A 21,696-nucleotide genomic window follows, 5' to 3' on the forward strand; every position below is an offset into this window, starting at 1 on the left:
GCCCCCCGACCCGGGTCGCGGACTGGAATTTCATTCCCCGTCTGGCTGTCTGATTGGCACGATCTATCTTCTTTCCCGCGACAAACGGCTGGAAAAGAGGCTACGCTGCCGCTCCGCCCCCGAGCCGGCCGCTTGATCAGGGAGCTTCAATATGAGCGAGCACGGAAAAGCTGCGCCAGGCAGCACCCCCTCGGATGGTCCATTGTCCCGGCTGCGCCCTCCCTATGCGTCGGTTCTCGACCTCATCGGCCAGACGCCCGTGGTCGAGCTGACCAAGTTCGACACCGGCAAATGCCGGCTGTTCATCAAGCTCGAAAGCCAGAATCCCGGCGGCTCGATCAAGGACCGCATCGCGCTGTCGATGATCGCCGCCGCCGAAAAGCAAGGCAAGCTCAGGCCGGGCGGTACCATCGTCGAGGCGACGGCCGGCAATACCGGCCTCGGCCTTGCGCAGGTCGGCATTCCCAAGGGCTATCGCATCGTGCTGGTCGTGCCCGACAAGATGTCGCGTGAAAAGATCCAGCATCTGCGCGCGCTTGGCGCCGAGGTGCGCATGACCCGTTCCGATGTCGGCAAGGGCCATGCCGAATATTATCAGGACATGGCCGAGAAGATCGCGGCGGAAGTGCCCGGCGCCTTCTACGCCAACCAGTTCGCCAATCCGGCCAATCCGCTGGCGCATGAGACGACCACCGGCCCGGAAATCTTTTCGCAGCTTGACGGCAATGTCGACGCGGTTGTCGTCGGCGTCGGCTCGGGCGGCACGCTGACCGGGCTCGGCCGCTACTTCGCGAAAGTATCGCCCAAGACCGAAATGGTGCTCGCCGACCCGGTCGGCTCGGTGCTGGCGCCGTTGATCAAGACCGGCAAGATGGAAGAGGCTGGCAGCTGGACCGTGGAAGGCATCGGCGAGGATTTCGTGCCGCCCAACGCCGATCTGTCACTGGTCAAGAAGGCCTATTCGATCACGGACAAGCAGAGCATGCTGGCGGTGCGCGATCTCCTGTCCCGCGAAGGCATCCTGGCCGGTTCGTCGTCGGGCACGCTTTTGTCGGCCGCCCTGCGCTATTGCCGCGAGCAGACGGTGCCGAAGCGCGTCGTCACCTTCGTCTGCGACAGCGGCAACAAATACCTATCCAAGGTGTTCGACGATTTCTGGCTGGCCGAGCAGGGGCTGGCCGAGCACGAGCAGCATGGCGATCTGCGCGACCTCGTCATGCGCTCGCACCGCACCGGCGACACCGTTTTTGTCGGCCCGGACGAAAGCCTGCTCAACGCCTATGGCCGCATGCGCCGCTCGGACGTTTCGCAGCTGCCGGTGCTCGACAATGGCAAGCTCGTCGGGATCGTCGACGAGAGCGATATCCTGGCCAAGGTGGACGGCCCCTATGACGGGCGCTGGGAGCGCTTCAACGGCCCGGTGCGCACGGCGATGACCTCCAATCTGCACACGCTGCAGGCCAGCCAGACGCTGGATGCGCTGCTGCCGGTGTTCGACCGCAACGAGGTCGCCATCATCTTCGACGGCGACGAGTTCGTCGGCCTGATAACCCGCATCGACCTGATCAACCATCTGAGGCGCGACCGATGAGCAAACACACCCCGCCGGCCGGCAAGAACCGCCTGGCCTTCTCGACGCGCACCATCCATGGCGGCCAGAGCCACGATCCGCTGACCGGTGCCGTGATGGTGCCGATCTACGCCACCTCGACCTTTGCCCAACAATCGCCCGGCGTGCACAAGGGGTTCGAATATGCCCGCAGCCAGAACCCGACGCGCTTCGCCTTCGAGCGCGCCGTGGCCGATCTCGAAAGCGGCACGGCCGCCTTCGCCTTTGCTTCGGGCCTGGCGGCGATCTCGACGGTGCTGGAACTGCTCGATTCCGGCGCGCATATCGTCGCCACCGACGACATCTATGGCGGCTCGTTCCGGCTGATGGAGCGGGTGCGCAAGCGTTCGGCGGGTCTCCAGGTCTCATTCGTCGACTTCACCGACCTTGCGGCGGTCGAGGCGGCGATCCGGCCGGAGACGAAACTGCTTTGGGTCGAGACGCCGACCAACCCGCTGCTGCGCATCGTCGACCTGGAAGGCGTCGCGGCGCTGGCCAAGCGCAAGGGCATCCTGTCGGTCGCCGATAACACGTTTTGCAGCCCCTATATCCAGCGGCCGCTGGAACTCGGCATCGATATCGTCGTGCATTCGACGACAAAGTATCTCAACGGCCATTCCGACATGGTCGGCGGCGTAGCCGTTGTCGGCGACAACAAGGATCTCGCCGCCCAGCTGAAATTCCTGCAGAACGCCATCGGCGCCATATCGGGGCCGTTCGACAGTTTCCTGGCGCTGCGCGGCTTGAAGACGCTGGCGCTGCGCATGGAGCGCCATTCCGACAACGGGCTGAAGATCGCGCAGTGGCTGGAAGCGCGCAAGGATGTGCGCCGGGTCATCTATCCCGGTCTCGCCAGCCACCCGCAGCACGCGATCGCCGTGCAGCAGATGCACGCCTTCGGCGGCATGATATCAGCCGTGCTCGACCGCGACCTCGCCGGGACGAAACGCTTCCTCGAGCGCACGCAATTGTTCACGCTCGCCGAAAGCCTCGGCGGCGTGGAAAGCCTGATCGAGCATCCGGCGCTGATGACGCATGGGTCTATTCCGGCGGAGAAGCGGGCGGAGATCGGGATTTCGGACTCGCTGGTCAGGTTGTCGGCAGGGATTGAAGATGGCGATGATTTGATTGCGGATCTGGAGCAGGCGCTGGGGGGATAGCGGCGGCGCTCTCGTAGGAACCAACCAATCTCCAAAGCCAGCGCTGCCCCTCACCAGCCTGCCGGCATCCTCTCCCCGTAAACGGGGCGAGGGGCGCTGTCATCGTCGGTTTCGCCAATCGCCGGCGGCGGTTAGCCTCTTTCGCCCCGTTTACGGGGAGAAATGCCCGGCAGGGCAATGAGGGGCGGCGCCGACGTTTCATGGTTGTCGATCGGCATCACCCCCAGGTTGACCTCGCGCACCATTCGCCCGAGATGTAGCGCCCATGACGACGCGCGAACCCGAAAAACCCACCGAGCCCCTCACTTTCGCGGTGCTGGTCTTCCCCGGCTTTCCGATGATGGCGTTCAGCTCCGTCATCGAGCCGCTGCGCGCCGCCAACATACTGGCGAAGCGGGAGTGCTATCGCTGGATCATCGTCGGCGGCACGAAAGGTGCGGTCGAGGCCTCGAACGGCGTCGTCATCCAGCCAGGGTTCTATGCCGAGGATGCCCCGAAGGTCGATCGCATCGTCGTCTGCTCGGGCGGCGATGCCGATCATCTCGTCGCCGAGGCCGCCGCGAGCTGGATCCGCCGCAGCCTGCGCAATGGCGCCCATATCGGCGCGGTGGCGGATGCCGCCTTCTTCCTGGCGCGGGCCGGCCTGCTCGATGGCCATGCCTGCACGCTGCACTGGACCAGCCAGGCCGCCTTCACCGAGGCCTTTCCCAACATCGAGCTGCGCCGCGACCTCTACGTCATCGACCGCAAGCGCTTCACTTCGGCCGGCGGCGTCGGTAGCCTCGACATGATGCTGGAGATCATCACCAACGACTACGGCGCCGAGCTCGCAGCCGGCGTCGCCGAATGGTTCGTGCACAGCCCGCTGCGGTCGAGTGTGGACCGCAAGCTGATGCCGCTGCGCCTGCGCACCGGCGTCCAGAACGAGCTGGTGCTGTCGGCCATCGCCATCATGGAGGACGCGGTGGAGGAGCGGCTCGGCATGGCCGAGCTGACGGCCCGGCTCGGCGTCTCGTCCGACAAGCTCGAACGCTCCTTCCGCTCCGAACTCGATATCTCGCCCAATGGCTATTACCGGCGGCTCAGGCTGAAGCGCGCCGCCGATCTCTTGGCGCATTCGACACTTGCCGTTCGCGACGTGGCGCTGGCCTGTGGCTTTGCCTCGATGTCGAGTTTTGCCCGCGCCTTTCGCGAGGAGCACGGGCATCCGCCGAAACTGGCGCGGCGACATTGAGGCCAGAACTCAACCTGCTGGTTGTAGCCAACGGGGCGGAGAGGGGTCGTTTAGTTCTCGACGACAAAGGTGCCGTCTGTGTCTTGGTAGACGAACAACTCGACGGCGTCGTGTTTTTGGCGGTCGATCGAAATCGCGACGAAATCATCCCCACCTAAGTGAAGGGTAATCCCTTGATCGGTGGATGTAACGCGTTCGATATACAATCCGCTTGCTTTGTCACTCATGCTCAGCGACACTTCTGTATAAATGGTAAGCCCAGTGCCGTCGGAGAAAAGAACGCTGATCCCAAACCCCGGCTCGCTCCTTTCAATGGAGCGGATCGATTTGCCGACCATTCTTTCTCTGAAGGTTTGCACAGCACTCTTCCTGATCTGTTGTTAGCGAATAACGGGATCGGTTGGTGGCAGGCGAACGTTGGCTCGGGCAATCATCCATTCGACTACTTCAACAGGCACTTCAGCCTGACACAAGGTAATGGTCATCTTCCCATCGACATCTGAGAGGAAAATCTCGCCGACTATGTGATTATCCTGGTCGACAAGCTCCAGATACATGCCATCACGTTGGACATCACTGCCAATCGTGGCTTCATAGTTCCGTCCGGCCAATTCAATCATGCCATCAATATCCGCGAATGACGCATGGCCCGCAATGGGCGGTTAGCAGTGGTTCACTCGCTAGCCCTTGGGTGAGACACCGCAGCCCGCAGAGCGTTCTATCACTCGGTGATGGCCGTCAGCTAAAGATCGAACTCGATCGTTCGGTTGATGGGCTCTGGCCTAGGGTGTTGCGGCATCCCGCACAACACACGCGGTTTTCCGCACAATCCTTCCACGCCTCCTGCGCCATGCTCTTACCTTGCAACCGACCCAAGGCTAATCCCCCATGAGCATCGTCGTATTCGACCCCGACAGCACCGAGGACGTCGACTTCAAGGACCGCATGCGCCACCCCGCAGCGGCCGATCCGGCCGGCGGCATGTGGCTGTCGGACACCGAGCCATCCTTCATCGATGCCGACGCCTTGCGCAAAGGCCGGCTGGCCAAATTGCGCGGCTGGATGCGCGACGCCGGCTATGGCGGCGTGGTGCTGTTCGACCCCTACAACCAGCGCTACGCCACCGGCTCGCGCAACATGTTCGGTTATTTCCTGCGCAACTCGACCCGCTATTTCTTCATCCCCACCGAAGGGCCGATCGTGCTGTTCGAGTATCCGCAGAGCTACCATGTCTCCATGGTGCTCGACACGATCGACGAGGCGCGGCCTTCCAAGCTGGTCTGGTCGTCTGTCTCCGGCCGCGACGACGAGACCGCCGGGCCTTTCGCAGACGAGATCGCCGAGCTTTTGAAGAAGCATGGCGGCGGCTCGATGAAGCTTGGGCTCGACCGCTGCAGCCATCTGCAGGCGCTGGCCTTGGAAAAGCGTGGGTGCGAGGTGCGGGATTGCCAGGGCGAGATCCTGGCGGTGCGCGCGGTGAAGACGCCCGAGGAGGTGAAATGCCTGCAGGTGTCGATGGCGGGCGCTGAAGCCGCCGTCTACGCGGTGCGCGAGGCGATCAAGCCCGGCGTCTCTGAAAACGACCTCTTCGCCATCATGTATGGCGAGGTGATCCGCCAAGGCGGCGAGTTCATCGAGACGCGGCTGCTGACGTCGGGCCAGCGCACCAATCCGTGGTTCAACGAGGCCAGCGGCCGCAAGATCCGGCCCGGCGAACTTTTGGCGCTCGATACCGACACGATCGGCTGCTACGGCTATTATTCCGATTTCTCGCGCACCTTTCGCTGCGGGCCGGGCAGACCGACGGCCTACCAGAAGTCGCTCTACCGCATGGCGCACGACCAGGTGCAGCACAATATTTCGATCGTCAAACCCGGCATGGCGTTTCGCGAGATCGCCGAGAAGGCCTGGACAATCCCGGACCGCTTCGTCGACCAGCGCTACACCTCGGTGATGCATGGTGTCGGCATGCATGGCGAGACACCGTTCATCGCTCATGCCATGGATTACGAGACCTATGGCCGCGATGGCCATATCGTGCCGGGCATGGTGGTGAGCGTGGAAAGCTATATTGGCGAGAAGGGCGGCCGCGAGGGCGTCAAGCTGGAGGACGAGATCCTGATCACCGACACCGGGACGGAGCTGCTGTCGCGCTTCCCCTATGAGGATGAGTTTCTGGAGAAGCAGGTTTGATTGTCTTTGCACGACCCCTGTCAACCAGCGCTGCCTCTTACCGCTTCGTCATCCTAGGGCGAAGCAAGGAGCGCAGCGACGCGGCGCAGACCCCTGGAGCTGCTCCGCAGCCCAAGGGATCCATGCCGGGACTCCAACGCGTCGCCACGGTCCTGAATTCTGCTCCGCTGGGCCCGTCAGAAAGGTCACGGCATGGATCCTCGGGTCTCCGCGACGGAGCTTCGCTCCTGCTCCGCCCGTGGATGACGAAGGTGGGGAGGCGCCGCCCAATCACCGCTGCCTGCGCCAGCTCACTGAAACGAACGGCGGCAGCCGCACGAAGCCAGGGCCCATCCGCATGAAAGCTTCCATCGCCATCAAGCGCGGCACCGTCGCCGCCGTTTTCATCGACCTGCAGGAAGAGCACCGGCAGGACCCGCGCTATCTGGTCGAAGGCTTCGCCGGCATCCTCGCCAACGTCCAGCGCCTGCAGGCGGCGGCACGCGAGAACAAAGTGCCGCTCCAGCACTGGGCCTATATTGTCGACCTCGACAAGCAGGACCGGCCCTTTCATCCCGTTGGTGCCGATGGCAAGTCGGCTTTCTCAGACAAGAGCGATCCGCTGACCGAAATCTGCCATGAGGTGGCGCCTGCCGATGGCGAGGCGCTGCTGATCAAGGCCGAGGCGAGCGCCTTCCGCTCGGAGCCGGCGGCCGATCGGCTCAAGGCTTCCGGTATCGAATGGCTGGTCATCGCTGGTGTGTGGACGGAGGCCTGCATCGACGCATCGGTAAAGGATGCGGTTGCGAAAGGTTTTCGCGTGCTGCTGGTCAAGGATGCCTGCGGCAGCGGCAGCGCGGCCATGCACCAGACCGGCATCCTCAACCTTGCCAACCGGCTCTATGGCGGCGCGGTCACCGACACGGACGGCGCCTGCCGGCTGCTGGCTGGTGAGACGGTCTCCGCCTGGCAGGTCGAGGGCTCAGTGCCGCTGCGCTTCAGTTTCGACAACGCAGCCGCCCTCTACGCGGATCTGTGACAGATTGAGCAGACCGACATGACCGGCCGCGGCAAATACGAAACACGGCTCGATCCGGCGCTGTGGGCCTACATCGACAGCGTCAACGGTTGGTACCCGCCCGAGATCACCGGCCTGCCGATCGACAAGCAGCGCGATGTCTATGACCGCATGTGCCGGGCCTTCCACCGGGGCCGCCCCGCCGGAGTCAATGCCAGCGACGGCCTGATCGCCTTGTCGAGCCACGACATCCCGATCCGCCACTACCAGCCCGCAGGCGGCCCAGCGCTCGCCGTGGTGCTCTATTTCCATGGCGGCGGCTTCATCCTTGGCGGGCTCGACAGCCATGACGACATCTGCTCCGAGCTCTGCGCCGGCACCGGCTTCGACGTGCTGTCGGTCGACTATCGGCTGGCGCCGGAGCATCTGCATCCCGCCGCCTTCGATGATGCGATGACCGCTTTCGCATGGGCAGCGGCCGCCACCGACCTGCCGCTGGTGCTGTGTGGCGAGAGCGCCGGCGGCAATCTGGCCGCGGCGGTGGCACAAGCGACGCGCCGGCATATCAGGGCTGCGATCGGCCAGGTGCTAATCTATCCCGGCCTCGGCGGCGACGAGAGCAAGGGTTCCTATGTCGAGCATGCCGAGGCGCCGCTGCTGTCCGTCGGCGACATCGCCTTCTATCGCGACGTCCGGTCAGCCAAGCGGCAAGCGCCTGACGATCCGACCTTCTCGCCGCTGCTCGATAGCGACTTTTCAGGCCTGCCGCCGACGGTGATCATATCAGCTGAATGTGACCCGCTGTCATCCGATGGCGAGACCTATCGCGATCGCATCCTCACCGCCGGCGGCAAGGCATGGTGGCATGAGGAGAAGCGCCTGGTTCACAGTTTCCTGCGCGCCCGCACCACGGTACCCGCGGCCGCCGAGGCATTCGCGCGCATCATCGCGGCGGTTGGTGCGCTGGGCCGGAGCGAATGGCCGTACTGAAGGCTAGGACGACGTCGCGGCTTTTGCTTCGGATGACGTCGCTTTCAGCCAGAGTGCCTTTTCACCGAGCGTGGCGACCATGGCGGCATGGGCGGCGCGGTCGGCCTCGGTGAGGCGCGGCGGCAATGGGGCCGGGCGTTGGGCGACGATGATCTCGATGTGCCGGATATTTTCACCGCCTCGCGCCGGCGCGGTCGAGCTGTCGAGGATGAGGGCGGCCTGCTTGCCGCCGATCAGCTCGATATAGACCTCGGCCAGCAATTCGGAATCGAGAAGCGCGCCATGCTTGGTGCGCTTCGTGTTGTCGATGCCGTAGCGCCGGCAGAGCGCGTCGAGCGAATTGGGGCCCATCGGGTGCTTGCGGCGCGCCAGCGCCAGCGTATCGACGACGCGGCCGGGATCGACGACGGGATGACCGAGCCGGCCGAATTCGACATTGAGGAAGCCGATGTCGAAAGTGGCGTTGTGGGCGACCAGCTTGGCGCCGTCGGTGAAAGTCAGCCATTCCTCGGCGATTTCGGCAAAGGTCGGCTTGCCCGCGAGGTCGGCCGCGCTGATGCCGTGCACCGCTTGCGCTTCCTCATGGATCGCCCGGCCCTGCGGGTTGATGTAGTGGTGAAAGGTCCTGCCGGTCGGGAAACGGTTGACCAGTTCGACGCCGCCCAGCTCGATCACGCGGTCGTCGCGCGAATCAAGGCCGGTGGTTTCCGTGTCGAAGATGATCTCGCGCATCGAATCAGTCGCTCCAAAGGAGCAGAATCACGAGACCGGAACAAAATGGCAATGGGCAATGCTGACGGCCTGCCGTCAGGAACCCCTTTGTCCCCGGAGTTCAGCGATGATGGCGGCAACGGCGGCACGGGCCGCGTCCAGCCCCTGGCCGGTGTCGATGATGAAGTCCGCAAGCCTGCGCTTCTCCTCATCCGGCACCTGCTTGGCCAGGATCGCCGCCAGTTTTTCTTCCGTCATGCCGGGCCGCGCCAGCACGCGCTGGCGCTGCACTTCGGAGGGCGCGGTGACGACGACGACCTTGTCGACGCGGCCACGGCCGCCGGTTTCGAACAGCAGCGGGATGTCGAGCACGGCGATCGATTCGCCAGCGTTACGATGCCTGGCGAGGAAGGCGTCGGCATCGGCGCGAACCAGCGGATGGATGATGGCTTCCAGCTGCTTCAGCGCGCCGGCATCGCCAAGGACGCGCGCGCCAAGCTTTACGCGATCGACCATACCGCCAACCGTGGTGCCGGGAAAGGCGGCCTCGACCAAAGGCGCCGCCACGCCCGAATAAAGGCGATGCACCGTCTCGTCGGAATCATGGACCGGCACGCCGGCCTCGGCGAACATTTTTGCCGTCGTCGACTTGCCCATGCCGATCGAACCGGTGAGGCCGAGCACGATCATGGTTTCGGCACCATGTCGGCGACGATGAGCGCGCGCAGCTCGGCCGTGACCTGCGGCCTGACGCCGAACCAGTGTTCGAAGCCGGGCACGGCCTGGTTGAGCAGCATGCCGAGGCCGTCGACCGTCTTCAGCCCCCTGGCGCGCGCGGCGGCAAGCAGCGGCGTCTCCAGCGGCACATAGACGAGATCGGTGACGACGGCATGGTCCGGCAGCAAGGCGGGATCGGCGGAGAGGCCTTCATTGCCGACCATGCCGAGCGCGGTGGTGTTGACCAGCAGGCCGGCGTCGGCCAGCAATTCGTCGGTCGCCGCCGTGCCGTGCGCCGTAACGCCGGCGCCGAAACGATCGCGCAATTCCTGTGCCCGGGCGAGCGTGCGGTTGACGATGCGGATATCGCTGACGCCACGCAGCTTCAGCGCCTGGATGACGGCGCGCGACGCACCGCCGGCGCCGAGCACGACCGCGGGTCCGGTGTTCGCCCAGCCCGGCGCGTAATCATCGAGGTTGGCGGCAAAGCCGTGGCCATCGGTGTTGCCGCCCCACAGGACGCCGCCCTCGAACCACAGCGTGTTGACGGCGCCGATCTCCTCAGCCGCCTGGTCGCGGCGGTGGACAAGAGCAAAGGCGGCCTCCTTGTGCGGGATGGTGACATTGCCGCCGCGAAACCCGTTTGCCTGCAATGTCGCGATGAATTCGGCAAAATCCTGCGGCGCGACGTCGATGGCCTCGTAGCTGCCGTCGATGCCGTGTTTTGCCAGCCAGTGGCCATGGATCTTCGGCGAGCGCGAATGCTTGATCGGATGCCCGGTGACAAAAGCTTTTTTGGTCGCCTCAGCCATCGATGGCTCCCAGCCTGCGCAGTTCCGTCAGCAGCGGCAAAAGCGGCAGGCCGACAATCGTGAAATGGTCGCCCTCGACCTTCTCGAACAGCTGGATGCCTTCACCTTCGATCTGGTAGGCGCCGACGCTGGCCAGAGCCTTGGCGCCGACACGGGCAAGATGCCGGCCGATGAAGCCGGGGTCGAGCTTGCGCATGGTCATGGAGGCGATACCGACATGCCGCCACAGCACCTTGCCGTCACGGACCAATACGGCGGCGCTGTTGAGCTGGTGCGTCCTGCCCGATAGCGCCAGGAGATGGCGGCGCGCACCCTCCATGTCGGCCGGCTTGTGAAACACTTCATCACCGAGCGACAAGGTCTGGTCGCAGCCAAGCACCAGCGCGCCGGGCCGGCGCTCACTCACTTCCGTGGCCTTGGCCTCGGCCAGCACCAAAGCGACATCCTCGGGCGAGACGCCGCTGTTTTGCAACGGCGCCTCGAGCGCGCGCTCGTCGACATCGGCGGGAACCGCCTCGATGTCGAGCCCGGCATTGACGAGCATTGCCTTGCGAAACGGGCTGCCTGAGGCGAGAATGATTTTTTCGGTCATGGTTTGTGCGCCTGATTACGCGTCCAGTTGCCGTCGAGATGTTCATCCAAGTAGAAAACCGCTGCACTCGTTGGCCATTGTAATGGCCTTTCAAGCGACATGGCGGTGGGTGTTGGCGCCCCGCGGCGGCCCCAATTATCTGTTCTTCCCTCTCAGGGCAACGATTGCCGCGGCCGTTTCCTCGATCGAGCGGCGGCTGACATCGATCATCGGCCAGCCATGGCGGGTACAGATCTGTCTGGCATAGGCGAGCTCCTCGTTGATCGCCGCGCGGTCGACATAGTCGGTCGGCACGTAGGAGCTGCTGTTGCCGAGGATGCGGTTCTGGCGGACATGCGAGATGCGCTCCGCGGTGGCGATCAGCCCGACGATCAGCGGTGTCCTGGCGGCGACCAGGCTTTCCGGCACCGGCACACCAAGCACGATCGGTATGTTGGCGGTCTTGATGCCGCGATTGGCGAGATAGATGCTGGTCGGCGTCTTCGAGGTGCGCGAGATGCCGATCAGCACGACATCGGCATCGTCCATGTTGAGCGGCAGCTGGCCGTCATCATGGTCCATGGTGAAGTTGAGGGCATCGATGCGGCGGAAATATTCGGCGTCGAGGACATGCTGGGCGCCGACGCGCCGGCCGGCCGGCGTGCCGAGATAGGACTGGAAGACGGTGAGCACCGGCTCCAGCACGGAGACACAGGGCAGGCCCATGGTGGCGCAGCGCTCGTCAATGCCGCGCGCCAGCTTCTGGTCGACGACCGTATAGAGGATAATGCCCGGCTCCTCCTCTATGTCCTCGAACACCTTGGCCACCTGCTTTTCGGTGCGGATGAGCGGGTAGATGTGCTCGATGGCACGCGCATCCTTGTATTGCGCGGAGGCCGCCCGCCCGGCGGCGAGCAGCGTTTCGCCGGTGGCATCGGAAATCAGATGCAGGTGAAAGAAGCTCTGGGGTTTGTTCACAGGGGATCACCTGGGGCTGTGGGTGGATGTGGATAAGGTCGAATGGAAAGACAGGGCCGTGGCGGGCGACTGTATCAGATGCCGGTTTGTCCACAATTCGATCCTCTGTCAGCTTCGCCGGGCGGCTGGGGACAAATCTGGGGACAGGCTCTTTTGCCTTCTGGCCATCCACAGGGCCGGTTTTCTGCGGGATGTTCCAAGGCTTTGACTCCAATGACAGATTCCGGACCATCCCCAGAACCCCGCAGCCGGGAGAGAGAAGCGCGCGACAATATGCTTGCTGGCTTTTTGCCTGACGAAGCGGGACAGGTGACAACCACCACAACCAACAGACTCTTAGAATCAGAAGAATCTTAGATATAAGAATCTTTGATTATAGGAAGGCTGGGAGAGGCGAGCGCTCAATGTCCAAAAGCCGGATCATGCTGGACGTCCTGAAGGGCGAGGCAGTGTTCCCGCCTCCGCTCTGGATGATGCGTCAGGCCGGGCGCTATCTGCCTGAGTATCGTGAAACACGCAGGCGCGCCGGTTCGTTCCTCGACCTTTGCTACGATCCCGACCTCGCCGTCGAAGTGACGCTGCAGCCAATCGAGCGCTTCGGCTTCGATGCCTCGATCCTGTTCTCGGATATCCTTGTCGTTCCGCATGCGCTCGGCCGCGACGTACGCTTTGAAGAAGGGCGAGGACCGCTTTTGACGCCGATCTCGGTTGCCGAGATCATGGCTCTGCAAAGCGATGTGTTTCACGTGAATCTCGAACCGGTCTATGAGACGGTTCGCCGGTTGCGGGCAAAACTGCCTGATGAAACCACCCTGATCGGCTTCTGCGGCGCGCCGTGGACGGTGGCGACCTACATGATTGCCGGCCATGGAACGCCTGACCAGGCGCCGGCGCGGCTGTTCGCCTATCGTGAGCCGGCGGCGTTCCAACATCTTCTGCAGGTGCTTGCCGACCATTCGGCGGCCTATCTGATCCGCCAGATCGAGGCCGGCGCCGACGTCGTGCAGATTTTCGATTCCTGGTCCGGCGTGCTCGACGATGCGTCGTTCGACCAGTTTTGCGTCTGGCCAGTGGCCGAGATCGTCAGGCAGGTCCGGGCGGTCCATCCCGATGTGCCGATCATCGGTTTTCCCAAGGGCGCCGGCGCCCGCTACCGGACCTATCGCCAGAAGACCGGCGTAACGGGCCTGGGGATCGACTGGACCGTGCCGCTGGCGGCGGCGAAGGACCTGCAGCGCTCGGGTGCCGTTCAGGGCAATCTCGATCCCTTGCGTCTCGTGGCTGGCGGCAAGGCGCTGTCCGATGGCGTCGATACCATCCTGAAGGCTCTGGGTGACGGACCGCTGATCTTCAATCTCGGCCACGGCATCACGCCGGAGACACCGATCGCGCATGTCGAGGCAATGGTGAAACAGGTGAGGAGCGCGGTACGCTGATGGCTGAGATGAACCACACAAACAGCACCTCCCAGGCGATGATGCGCATGATCATCAGCATCGGCGTCCTGATTGTGCTGACAGCGCTTCTGTTTTTCGTCGCACCCGACAGCTTTTACCCCTGGGCGAAGGCGATCCATATCCTCGCCGTCATCTCCTGGATGGCCGGCATGCTCTATCTGCCGCGGCTGTTCGTCTACCACGTCGATGCCGAGAAAGGCTCGGTGCAGTCGGAGACCTTCAAGGTGATGGAGCGGCGCCTGCTGCGCGGCATCATCAATCCGGCGATGATCGTCACCTGGGTGTTCGGGCTGTGGCTTGCCTGGAAAGTCTTTGGCTTCCAGGGCGGCTGGCTGCACGCCAAGATCGGCCTGGTGCTTCTGTTGTCCGGTGTACATGGCTATCTTTCCGGCGCGGTGCGGAAATTCGCTGAAGATCGCAATGAAAAGTCCGCGAAGCACTGGCGGATGATCAACGAGATCCCCACATTGCTGATGATCGCGATCGTGATCCTGGTTGTCGTCAAGCCATTCTGACGCAGGCCGCGCGAAGGTGGTCGCGGTTTCTGGATAACGACATGCCGCGCTCCGGGCCTTTTTCGGCCCGCAAAACGCGGCTTGCTCTTTCATCCGACCGACGATAAAAGACGGGTCTTCCTTCCCGTCATGCGCCGCCCCTCATTGTTTTCGGCCGCGCCCGGCATTTGTCGCATCCCGCCGATATTTTTTCCCAAAGCTCACCCAGAGTCCGTCTATGCAAGAAATGAAACTTACCGAATTCAAGAACAAGAAACCGCCAGAGCTGATCGCTTATGCCGAATCGCTCGAGGTCGAGAATGCCAGCGTCATGCGCAAGCAGGAGCTGATGTTCGCGATCCTGAAGAAGCTGGCCGCCCAGGACGTCGAGATCATCGGCGACGGTGTGGTCGAAGTGCTTCAGGACGGTTTCGGCTTCCTGCGCTCGGCCAACGCCAACTATCTGCCAGGTCCCGACGACATCTATATTTCGCCGTCGCAGATCCGGCGCTTTTCGCTGAAGACCGGCGATACGGTCGAAGGGCCGATCCGCAGCCCGAAAGAGGGCGAGCGCTATTTCGCGCTGCTCAAGGTCAACACCATCAATTTCGACGATCCCGAAAAGATCCGTCACAAGATCCACTTCGACAATCTGACGCCGCTCTATCCGACCTCGCGGCTGAAGATGGAAATGGAGGTTCCGACCTCCAAGGACATCTCGCCGCGCGTCATCGACCTGGTAGCGCCGCTCGGCAAGGGCCAGCGCGCCCTGATCGTGGCGCAGCCGCGCACCGGCAAGACGGTGCTGCTGCAGAACATCGCCCACTCGATCACCACCAATCACCCCGAATGCTATCTGATCGTGCTTCTGATCGACGAGCGGCCGGAAGAAGTGACCGACATGCAGCGCTCGGTGAAGGGCGAGGTCGTCTCCTCGACCTTCGACGAACCGGCGGTGCGCCACGTCCAGGTCGCCGAAATGGTCATCGAAAAGGCCAAGCGCCTGGTCGAACATGGCCGTGACGTCGTCATCCTGCTTGATTCCATCACCCGTCTGGGCCGCGCCTACAACACCGTGGTGCCGTCATCCGGCAAGGTGCTGACCGGCGGTGTCGACGCCAACGCGCTGCAGCGCCCGAAGCGCTTCTTCGGTGCGGCGCGCAACATCGAGGAAGGCGGCTCGCTGACCATCATCGCCACGGCGCTGATCGACACCGGGAGCCGCATGGACGAAGTCATCTTCGAAGAGTTCAAGGGCACCGGCAATTCGGAAATCGTGCTCGACCGCAAGGTCGCCGACAAGCGCATCTATCCGGCCATGGATATATTGAAGTCTGGCACCCGCAAGGAAGACCTGCTGGTTCCGCGCTCCGACCTGCAGAAGATCTTCGTGCTGCGCCGCATCCTGGCGCCGATGGGAACCACCGACGCGATCGAATTCCTCATCGACAAGCTGAAGCAGACCAAGACCAACGCCGATTTCTTCGATTCGATGAACACGTAAAGCGCTTACCCTCCCCCTTGTGGGGAGGGTCGGATCCGCGCAGCGGAGCGGGCCAGCGCCGGGCTGGCGATTCATCTCCGCCGCAACAACTGTTCCAGTTCCTCCGCATCCGTCACCGCCGGCAGACAGACCTGCCCGGTACAAAGCCAGGCGCCTGGTCTGTTGGTCGGCGGGAAGATGCCGCCGGGCAGAAGCGGTCGATTCGCCTCCGAACCAATCGTCGTAATGATGTCGACGCGGCGTGGGTCAGGGCATCGATTCGCAACCGGAACGAGCTTCGGATCTTCCGGCCTGTCCACGATGACCAGTTTCAGGGGCTCGATTGCAAGCGAACAGGCATTGATGATGCCCGCCTGGCCATAGGCCTGATGCGCGGCGCGGCCGGCCGCGTGCTCGGCGACCTGCCAGGCCTTTTCCTGCAGGTCGAGATCGCCAGTGACGGAGGCGAGCCGGACCAGCGCTTCGATGATCTGGCTGGTGGCTGACGAAATGGCCTCGTCCACATCGCCCCTGATGCGGATCGGCACGTCGGTGCTGTCCGAAGCGGTCAGATAGTAACCCGTCCCCGTGGCGTCGGCGTGCCAACGGTCGAGTTGTTCGACGAACCCGCTGGCCTGATCGACATAATTCCAATCGCCTGACGCTTCGAACAGCGAGATGGCGGCGTTGGCCATGGCGGCATAGTCGCTCGACAGAGCGGGGAAGAGTTTTCTGCGGCCGAGCATGGAATGCGGCAAGCGCTTGTCGTGGCCGGCCGCGACGATATGGGCAAAGGCTTTTGCCGCGACCTCGATCCAGTCGTGCCGGTTCAGCGAGCGGCCGGCCCCGGCGAGCGCAGCTATCATCTGGCCGTTCCAGTCGGTGAGGGTCTTTGCATCCAGGCCCGGCCTGACCCGCTCTTCCCGGACGGCGAGAAGCCGCTCCTTGAGCGGGATCAATCGTTCGCGCTCGCCCACGCCCCGGATTTGCTGAGCGCGGGTTTGATGGACAACCGGCTTGCCTTCCCAGCCATGCGGGCTGGAGAGTGTGAAGTAGTTGAAAAACAATGCAGAATCGTCACCGAGGACGGTTTCCACTTCCTCTCGGCTCCAGGTGTAGAAAAGACCTTCCTCACCATCGCTGTCGGCGTCGAGGCTGGCGGCGAAAGCACCGCCGTCGACGCGCATTTCGCGCAGAAGCCACTCAACCGTCTCTTCGATTCGTATCCGGAACAAATCATTGCCGCTCGCGGCATAGGCCCAGTTGCAGAAGCGGACGAGCTCCGCATTGTCGTAGAGCATCTTCTCGAAATGTGGCACCAGCCATTCGGCGTCGGTCGAGTATCGGCTGAGTCCGCCTCCGATATGATCGTAGATGCCGCCGCCGAGCATCTGTTCGAGGCTGATGAGCACGTCGTCGCGATGCGTGGCGTTGCCGTCGCGCAGCCAGGAGAGCCAGAGCGTGAGCATGAATGGCGCGTTGGGGAATTTCGGGGCGCCGCGCAGGCCGCCAAGGTCGCGATCGATCATGCCGTCGATGCGGCCGGCGAGGTCGCTCAGCGTCCCGCCGTCAAGGCTCTCCTTGGCGTGCGTGCCGGAGAGCCGCGCTTCGACATGGCTGGTCAGGCCATCGGCGCTCTGATTCAGGCTGGCGCGCTTTTCCCGCCAGGCCTTGTCGACCGCTTCCATCACCTGGGTGAATCCCGGGCGGCCATAGCGCGACTCGCGCGGGAAATAGGTGCCGCCCCAGAACGGCTTGCCATCGGGGGTCAGGAACATGGTCAGCGGCCAGCCGCCTTGTTCGCCCATCGAGGACAAGGCCGCCATATAGATCTGGTCGATGTCCGGGCGCTCCTCGCGGTCGACCTTGATATTGACGAACAGACGGTTCATGACGGCGGCGACCGCGTCATTCTCGAAGCTTTCATGGGCCATGACATGGCACCAGTGGCAGGCGGCATAGCCGACGGAAAGCAGGATCGGCTTGTCGAGGGCCTTCGCTTCCTCGAGCGAAGCCGGCGACCAGGCCCGCCAATGGACGGGGTTGCCGCTGTGCTGCTGCAGGTAGGGGCTGGCCTCGTCGGCAAGCAGGTTTTGCGCGGGCAGTGTCACAATGGAACTCGGGGTAACTCGGTTCAACGTGTGGCGGAAGCTAGGGCGGTTCAGCAGAGCGGGCAAATGATTTCAGGCGATTCGATCGTAGCGCTGTCCAGCGGCCGACTTCCGGCCGGCGTTGCCGTGCTGCGTATTTCCGGTCCGCAAACTCGATTCGTTGTCGAAACGATTGCGGGCGGTATGGTTAAGGCCCGTGCGGCGGTTCTGCGCACGTTCAGGGCACCGGATGGATCCGTGCTGGACAGCGGGCTCGTCGTCTTCTTTCCGGGCCCAGCCAGCTTTACCGGAGAGGACGTGGCCGAATTCCATGTCCATGGCGGACGCGCCGTTGTAGCCAGAATGCTCGAGACGATCGTCGCTTTTGACGGCGTCAGGCACGCGGAACCAGGCGAATTCACGCGTCGAGCCTTTCTCAATGGCAAGGTCGACCTGGTCGAAACCGAGGCACTGGCGGATCTGGTCAATGCCGAAACCGAGGCGCAGCGTCGCTTTGCCATCCAGAATGCGGAGGGCGCTCAGAGCGCGCTTTATCTCGGCTGGCGCCGGCGGCTGATCCATGCGCGCGCCATGATCGAGGCGGAGATCGACTTCGCCGAGGAAGACGATGTGCCGGGTTCCGTTTCGGATACGGTCTGGTCCGATGTGAGGGCGATGATCGCGGAAATCGATCGCCACGTCGCCGGATTTCGCACCGCCGAGATCATCCGCGAGGGGTTCGAGGTGGTCATCCTCGGTGCGCCGAATGCCGGCAAGTCGAGTCTGTTCAACGCCTTGGCGCGACGCGATGCAGCTATAGTAACGGATGAACCGGGCACGACACGGGACCTGCTTGAGGTGCTGCTTGATCTCGACGGTATGCGCGTCAGGCTGACGGATACGGCCGGGTTGCGCGACGCGCCGGGCAAGGTGGAGGCGATCGGCATAGAAAAGGCGCGGGCCAAGGCGGATCGTGCCGATCTCTTGCTGCTGCTGGAGGATATTCTGTCTCCCGGTGATGTCGGCCCGTTGCCGGGTGCAGCAGCTTTGCTGCGCGTTGGCACCAAGGTCGACCTGCTGGACGGGCAGACGGCTCGGGAAGCGGCCGGTCGCTATGACCTTGTTATTTCAACCGTAAAGGGGACTGGCGTGGAAGCGCTGCTTGCTGAAATCGCCCGACGCGCGACGGAAGCTGCCGGTGACATCGGCGATGTTCTGCCGTCGCGCCTGCGCCATGTCGAACTGCTTGGGGACGCCAATCGGCATCTGCTTCGCGCCACGGATGACGGTAGCGCGGGCCAAGAACTGCGCGCCGAGGAATTGCGGCTGGCGGCGGATCGCCTGGGCCGGATCGTCGGTGCCATCGATGTCGAGGATATGCTCGATGTGATTTTCGGACAGTTCTGCATTGGGAAGTGACTCACGTGAAACAAAGGTTTTGGCGAGACGGGGCTGATTGACGGAAACCCTGCTTTGCCTTTGGATGACGAAATCGGGGACGCTTCGGCAATTCTCAGCCATGACTCACGTGAAACAATAGGTGCACTGCTGACTCACGTGAAACATTGTCGAGCTTGGCTCTCATCCTGTTTCACGTGAAACTTGCTGCGAAGTTTTCTTGACAGCCCCGCCTTGCGGGGACATGTGTCCCTCAATCTTTGAGTCCGGGAAATTTGAAATGAGCGATCACTATGATGTGGTTGTGGTGGGCGGTGGCCATGCGGGTTGCGAGGCGGCCAGCGCCGCCGCGCGCGCCGGTGCCAGAACCGCACTGGTAACGCTGCGCTTCGACACCATCGGTGTCATGTCATGCAATCCGGCGATTGGCGGCCTCGGCAAGGGCCATCTGGTGCGCGAGATTGACGCCATGGACGGCCTGATGGGCCGTGTGGCGGATGCCGCCGGCATCCAGTTCCGTCTGCTGAACCGGCGCAAGGGCCCGGCGGTCCGCGGGCCCCGCACGCAGGCCGACAGGAAGCTCTATCGCCTTGCGATGCAAGAAGCGATTCGGCAGCAGAACGATCTCGATGTGGTTGAGGCCGAGGTTCTGGATTTCGAGATTGACAACGGCAAGATCGCCGCCGTTCTGCTGGCAGACGGCAGAAGGCTGGCTTGCGGCGCCGTGGTCCTGACGACTGGCACCTTCCTGCGCGGACTCATTCATATCGGCGAGAAGAAGATTGTTGCCGGCCGCATGAACGAGCAGGCGAGCCTCGGCCTGTCGGCGACCATGGATCGTGCGGGCTTCAAGCTTGGCCGGCTGAAGACCGGAACGCCGCCGCGGCTGGATGGAAAGACCATTGACTGGGCTTCACTGGACCGGCAGGCGGCGGACGAAGATCCGGTGCCGTTCTCACTGATGACCGACCGCATCGAAACACCGCAGATCGACTGCGGCATCACGCGCACGACGGCCGCCACGCACGAGCTGATCCGCGCCAACCTTGGCCGCTCCGCCATGTATTCCGGCTCCATCGAAGGCGTCGGCCCGCGTTATTGCCCGTCGATCGAAGACAAGATCGTCAAGTTCGGCGACCGGGACGGCCATCAGATCTTTCTCGAGCCGGAAGGGCTCGATGACGATACGGTCTATCCGAACGGGATTTCGACTTCGCTGCCCGAGGATGTGCAGCTCGATATCCTCAAAACCATTCCGGGGCTGGAGCGCGCGGTGATGCTGCAGCCCGGCTATGCCATTGAATATGATCATGTCGATCCGCGCGAGCTGCATCAGACGCTGGAAACCAGACGGGTCGCCGGACTGTTCCTGGCCGGACAGATCAACGGCACGACCGGATATGAAGAGGCCGCCGGACAAGGCTTGCTTGCGGGGCTCAACGCGGCGCGCCGGGCGGCGGGCGGGGAACAGATCGTGCTCAGCCGCACCGAGGCTTATATCGGTGTGATGGTCGATGATCTCACCAGTCGCGGCATCAGCGAACCCTACCGGATGTTTACCTCGCGTGCCGAATTCCGGCTGTCGCTGCGCGCCGACAATGCCGATGAGCGGCTGACGCCGCTGGCGGAGAGGCTGGGGATTGCCTCGGCGCAACGGAGGCGACGCTATGGCGATGTCATGCAGCGTCTCGACGCCGCGCGAGATCTAGCCAAGGCCCTGGCCATGACGCCCAATGAGGCGGCACGGCACGGGCTGGAGATCAATCGGGACGGCGTGCGCCGGTCTGCCTATGAATTGCTGGCCTATCCCGGCGTCGATGTCGCCTGGCTGGCCAGGATAGAGCCGAAATTTGCCGCGATCGATGCCAAGACCGCCGAGCGCCTCGAAACGGAGGCGAAATATTCCGTCTACCTCGATCGCCAGAAGACGGATGTTGCACAGATTCGCCATGAGGAGAGCCGGCTGATCCCAGAGACGGTCGATTTCGCAGGCGTTCCTGGGCTGTCGAACGAGTTGAAGCAGAAGATGCAGGCACGCCGGCCTCGTTCCATCGCGGATGCCCAGCGCATGGAGGGCATGACGCCGGCGGCGCTGGCGATCATTGTCGCTCATGTCCGGCATCATGAGAGCGCGCAGAAGCCCCGGAGCGAACAAAGGGACGTTGCGTGAGCTCTTTTTCCCTGGAGAGACTGGAGGCCGCCGCCGGCCCGGTTTCACGTGAAACATTCGACCGCCTGGTGGCGTTCGAACAGATGTTCCAGAAATGGAACCGCAGCATCAATCTCGTGGCGCAGTCGACCTCAGGCGATGTCTGGCAACGCCATATATTGGACAGCGCACAGCTCGCCCGCATAGAACCCGGTGCCGTGCGTTGGGCCGACATCGGTTCCGGCGGCGGATTTCCAGGCCTCGTCATGGCCTTCCTGCTCGCCGAGCGCCCTGGGGCCAGTATCGATCTGGTGGAAAGCAACCGCAAAAAGGCTTCGTTCCTGCAGACTGTCGTCGGCCAGTTCAACCTGCCGGCTCGGGTCGTGGCGCGCCGCATCGAGGACAGCCATGGTGTTGTTGCGACACCGCAAATCGTTACGGCGCGGGCTCTGGCCTCGCTTTCGGTCCTTCTCGACCTGTCGGCGCCCTGGTTGACATCAGGCGCGCGCGGGCTGTTCCACAAAGGCCGGGATTATCGCGCGGAAGTGCAAGAAAGCGTTAACCGATGGTCCTTCGATCTGGTAGAACATCCCAGTGTGACGGACCCGCATGGCGTCATCCTTGAACTGTCAAATCTGCGACCTGTCTGATCT

Annotated in this window: 20 protein-coding genes; 12 read left to right on the forward strand and 8 right to left on the reverse strand. The window is 63.3% G+C overall.

All coding sequences use genetic code 11. The features are described from left to right. Nucleotides 1-151: 151 nt before the first annotated feature. The 3 genes from EB231_RS04475 to EB231_RS04485 all read left to right on the forward strand — a co-directional run bounded on the left by EB231_RS04475 (nucleotide 152) and on the right by EB231_RS04485 (nucleotide 4,003). Complete coding sequence (locus EB231_RS04475; RefSeq protein WP_172347772.1) at nucleotides 152-1,591, forward strand: pyridoxal-phosphate dependent enzyme; 1,440 nt, start codon at nucleotides 152-154, stop codon at nucleotides 1,589-1,591. Beyond that, complete coding sequence (locus EB231_RS04480; protein ID WP_172347773.1) at nucleotides 1,588-2,769, forward strand: trans-sulfuration enzyme family protein; 1,182 nt, start codon at nucleotides 1,588-1,590, stop codon at nucleotides 2,767-2,769. The genes EB231_RS04475 and EB231_RS04480 overlap by 4 nt, the downstream gene beginning before the upstream one ends. Nucleotides 2,770-3,034: 265 nt before the next feature. Further along, nucleotides 3,035-4,003 (forward strand): GlxA family transcriptional regulator, encoded by a 969-nt coding sequence (locus EB231_RS04485; protein ID WP_172347774.1) that lies wholly within the window; start codon nucleotides 3,035-3,037, stop codon nucleotides 4,001-4,003. A 50-nt stretch (nucleotides 4,004-4,053) separates the two neighbouring features. Here EB231_RS04485 and EB231_RS04490 read toward each other — a convergent pair whose 3' ends face one another. Then, the gene (locus EB231_RS04490; RefSeq protein ID WP_206681892.1) at nucleotides 4,054-4,341 is read right to left on the reverse strand and encodes a hypothetical protein; all 288 of its coding nucleotides are present in this window, start codon (nucleotides 4,339-4,341) and stop codon (nucleotides 4,054-4,056) included. Nucleotides 4,342-4,383: 42 nt separating this feature from the next. Further along, nucleotides 4,384-4,623, reverse strand: a complete 240-nt coding sequence (locus EB231_RS04495) for a hypothetical protein (protein ID WP_172347776.1) — start codon at nucleotides 4,621-4,623, stop codon at nucleotides 4,384-4,386. Between the two features lie 268 nt (nucleotides 4,624-4,891). On the opposite strand from EB231_RS04495, the gene EB231_RS04500 reads away from it, so the two are divergent. The 3 genes from EB231_RS04500 to EB231_RS04510 all read left to right on the forward strand — a co-directional run bounded on the left by EB231_RS04500 (nucleotide 4,892) and on the right by EB231_RS04510 (nucleotide 8,183). Then, nucleotides 4,892-6,196 (forward strand): M24 family metallopeptidase, encoded by a 1,305-nt coding sequence (locus EB231_RS04500; RefSeq protein ID WP_172347777.1) that lies wholly within the window; start codon nucleotides 4,892-4,894, stop codon nucleotides 6,194-6,196. Nucleotides 6,197-6,533: 337 nt separating this feature from the next. Continuing rightward, complete coding sequence (locus EB231_RS04505) at nucleotides 6,534-7,214, forward strand: isochorismatase family protein (RefSeq protein ID WP_172347778.1); 681 nt, start codon at nucleotides 6,534-6,536, stop codon at nucleotides 7,212-7,214. An 18-nt stretch (nucleotides 7,215-7,232) separates the two neighbouring features. Next, nucleotides 7,233-8,183 (forward strand): alpha/beta hydrolase, encoded by a 951-nt coding sequence (locus EB231_RS04510; protein WP_172347779.1) that lies wholly within the window; start codon nucleotides 7,233-7,235, stop codon nucleotides 8,181-8,183. 3 nt (nucleotides 8,184-8,186) lie between these two features. Here the strand turns inward: EB231_RS04510 and dnaQ are convergent, their stop codons facing one another. The 5 genes from dnaQ to EB231_RS04535 all read right to left on the reverse strand — a co-directional run bounded on the left by dnaQ (nucleotide 8,187) and on the right by EB231_RS04535 (nucleotide 11,972). After that, entirely contained in the window at nucleotides 8,187-8,915 is a 729-nt protein-coding gene (gene dnaQ / locus EB231_RS04515) for a DNA polymerase III subunit epsilon (protein WP_172347780.1), read from the reverse strand. 75 nt (nucleotides 8,916-8,990) lie between these two features. Further along, complete coding sequence (coaE, locus tag EB231_RS04520) at nucleotides 8,991-9,584, reverse strand: dephospho-CoA kinase (protein ID WP_172347781.1); 594 nt, start codon at nucleotides 9,582-9,584, stop codon at nucleotides 8,991-8,993. After that, complete coding sequence (locus EB231_RS04525) at nucleotides 9,581-10,423, reverse strand: shikimate dehydrogenase (RefSeq protein WP_172347782.1); 843 nt, start codon at nucleotides 10,421-10,423, stop codon at nucleotides 9,581-9,583. Before EB231_RS04525 ends, coaE begins: the two co-directional genes overlap by 4 nt. After that, nucleotides 10,416-11,015: a Maf-like protein gene (locus EB231_RS04530; protein ID WP_172347783.1), complete on the reverse strand. Its 600-nt coding sequence runs from the start codon at nucleotides 11,013-11,015 to the stop codon at nucleotides 10,416-10,418. Before EB231_RS04530 ends, EB231_RS04525 begins: the two co-directional genes overlap by 8 nt. A gap of 135 nt (nucleotides 11,016-11,150) precedes the next feature. Further along, nucleotides 11,151-11,972, reverse strand: a complete 822-nt coding sequence (locus tag EB231_RS04535; RefSeq protein WP_140776340.1) for a pyruvate, water dikinase regulatory protein — start codon at nucleotides 11,970-11,972, stop codon at nucleotides 11,151-11,153. A gap of 404 nt (nucleotides 11,973-12,376) precedes the next feature. Between EB231_RS04535 and hemE the strand changes: the two genes are divergently transcribed. From hemE to rho, 3 genes are all read left to right on the forward strand, one after another. Further along, nucleotides 12,377-13,408: a uroporphyrinogen decarboxylase gene (gene hemE, locus EB231_RS04540; protein ID WP_172347784.1), complete on the forward strand. Its 1,032-nt coding sequence runs from the start codon at nucleotides 12,377-12,379 to the stop codon at nucleotides 13,406-13,408. Beyond that, a complete protein-coding gene (gene hemJ / locus EB231_RS04545; protein ID WP_172347785.1) occupies nucleotides 13,408-13,944 on the forward strand; it encodes a protoporphyrinogen oxidase HemJ in 537 nt (178 codons plus the stop codon). Before hemE ends, hemJ begins: the two co-directional genes overlap by 1 nt. A 217-nt stretch (nucleotides 13,945-14,161) precedes the next feature. Continuing rightward, complete coding sequence (gene rho / locus EB231_RS04550) at nucleotides 14,162-15,427, forward strand: transcription termination factor Rho (RefSeq protein ID WP_081294988.1); 1,266 nt, start codon at nucleotides 14,162-14,164, stop codon at nucleotides 15,425-15,427. 71 nt (nucleotides 15,428-15,498) lie between these two features. Here rho and EB231_RS04555 read toward each other — a convergent pair whose 3' ends face one another. After that, nucleotides 15,499-17,517, reverse strand: coding sequence for a thioredoxin domain-containing protein (locus EB231_RS04555; RefSeq protein WP_172347786.1), 2,019 nt, complete (start codon nucleotides 17,515-17,517; stop codon nucleotides 15,499-15,501). A gap of 66 nt (nucleotides 17,518-17,583) precedes the next feature. Between EB231_RS04555 and mnmE the strand changes: the two genes are divergently transcribed. From mnmE to rsmG, 3 genes are all read left to right on the forward strand, one after another. After that, the gene (mnmE, locus tag EB231_RS04560) at nucleotides 17,584-18,915 is read left to right on the forward strand and encodes a tRNA uridine-5-carboxymethylaminomethyl(34) synthesis GTPase MnmE (protein WP_172347787.1); all 1,332 of its coding nucleotides are present in this window, start codon (nucleotides 17,584-17,586) and stop codon (nucleotides 18,913-18,915) included. A gap of 259 nt (nucleotides 18,916-19,174) precedes the next feature. Then, a complete protein-coding gene (gene mnmG, locus EB231_RS04565; RefSeq protein ID WP_172347788.1) occupies nucleotides 19,175-21,064 on the forward strand; it encodes a tRNA uridine-5-carboxymethylaminomethyl(34) synthesis enzyme MnmG in 1,890 nt (629 codons plus the stop codon). Beyond that, on the forward strand, nucleotides 21,061-21,693 hold the full coding sequence (gene rsmG / locus EB231_RS04570) for a 16S rRNA (guanine(527)-N(7))-methyltransferase RsmG (RefSeq protein WP_172347789.1): 633 nt from the start codon (nucleotides 21,061-21,063) through the stop codon (nucleotides 21,691-21,693). The genes mnmG and rsmG overlap by 4 nt, the downstream gene beginning before the upstream one ends. The last annotated feature ends 3 nt before the right edge of the window (nucleotides 21,694-21,696 follow it).

The organism is Mesorhizobium sp. NZP2298 (assembly GCF_013170825.1).
Lineage (GTDB): Bacteria > Pseudomonadota > Alphaproteobacteria > Rhizobiales > Rhizobiaceae > Mesorhizobium.

Bases quoted from the DNA above. Each gene is read 5' to 3' on its own strand.
- EB231_RS04475 (WP_172347772.1), top strand. From the start codon at position 152: ATGAGCGAGCACGGAAAAGCTGCGCCAGGCAGCACCCCCTCGGATGGT.
- EB231_RS04480 (WP_172347773.1), top strand. From the start codon at position 1,588: ATGAGCAAACACACCCCGCCGGCCGGCAAGAACCGCCTGGCCTTCTCG.
- EB231_RS04485 (WP_172347774.1), top strand. From the start codon at position 3,035: ATGACGACGCGCGAACCCGAAAAACCCACCGAGCCCCTCACTTTCGCG.
- EB231_RS04490 (WP_206681892.1), bottom strand. From the start codon at position 4,341: ATGGTCGGCAAATCGATCCGCTCCATTGAAAGGAGCGAGCCGGGGTTT.
- EB231_RS04495 (WP_172347776.1), bottom strand. From the start codon at position 4,623: ATGATTGAATTGGCCGGACGGAACTATGAAGCCACGATTGGCAGTGAT.
- EB231_RS04500 (WP_172347777.1), top strand. From the start codon at position 4,892: ATGAGCATCGTCGTATTCGACCCCGACAGCACCGAGGACGTCGACTTC.
- EB231_RS04505 (WP_172347778.1), top strand. From the start codon at position 6,534: ATGAAAGCTTCCATCGCCATCAAGCGCGGCACCGTCGCCGCCGTTTTC.
- EB231_RS04510 (WP_172347779.1), top strand. From the start codon at position 7,233: ATGACCGGCCGCGGCAAATACGAAACACGGCTCGATCCGGCGCTGTGG.
- dnaQ (WP_172347780.1), bottom strand. From the start codon at position 8,915: ATGCGCGAGATCATCTTCGACACGGAAACCACCGGCCTTGATTCGCGC.
- coaE (WP_172347781.1), bottom strand. From the start codon at position 9,584: ATGATCGTGCTCGGCCTCACCGGTTCGATCGGCATGGGCAAGTCGACG.
- EB231_RS04525 (WP_172347782.1), bottom strand. From the start codon at position 10,423: ATGGCTGAGGCGACCAAAAAAGCTTTTGTCACCGGGCATCCGATCAAG.
- EB231_RS04530 (WP_172347783.1), bottom strand. From the start codon at position 11,015: ATGACCGAAAAAATCATTCTCGCCTCAGGCAGCCCGTTTCGCAAGGCA.
- hemE (WP_172347784.1), top strand. From the start codon at position 12,377: ATGTCCAAAAGCCGGATCATGCTGGACGTCCTGAAGGGCGAGGCAGTG.
- hemJ (WP_172347785.1), top strand. From the start codon at position 13,408: ATGGCTGAGATGAACCACACAAACAGCACCTCCCAGGCGATGATGCGC.
- rho (WP_081294988.1), top strand. From the start codon at position 14,162: ATGCAAGAAATGAAACTTACCGAATTCAAGAACAAGAAACCGCCAGAG.
- mnmE (WP_172347787.1), top strand. From the start codon at position 17,584: ATGATTTCAGGCGATTCGATCGTAGCGCTGTCCAGCGGCCGACTTCCG.
- mnmG (WP_172347788.1), top strand. From the start codon at position 19,175: ATGAGCGATCACTATGATGTGGTTGTGGTGGGCGGTGGCCATGCGGGT.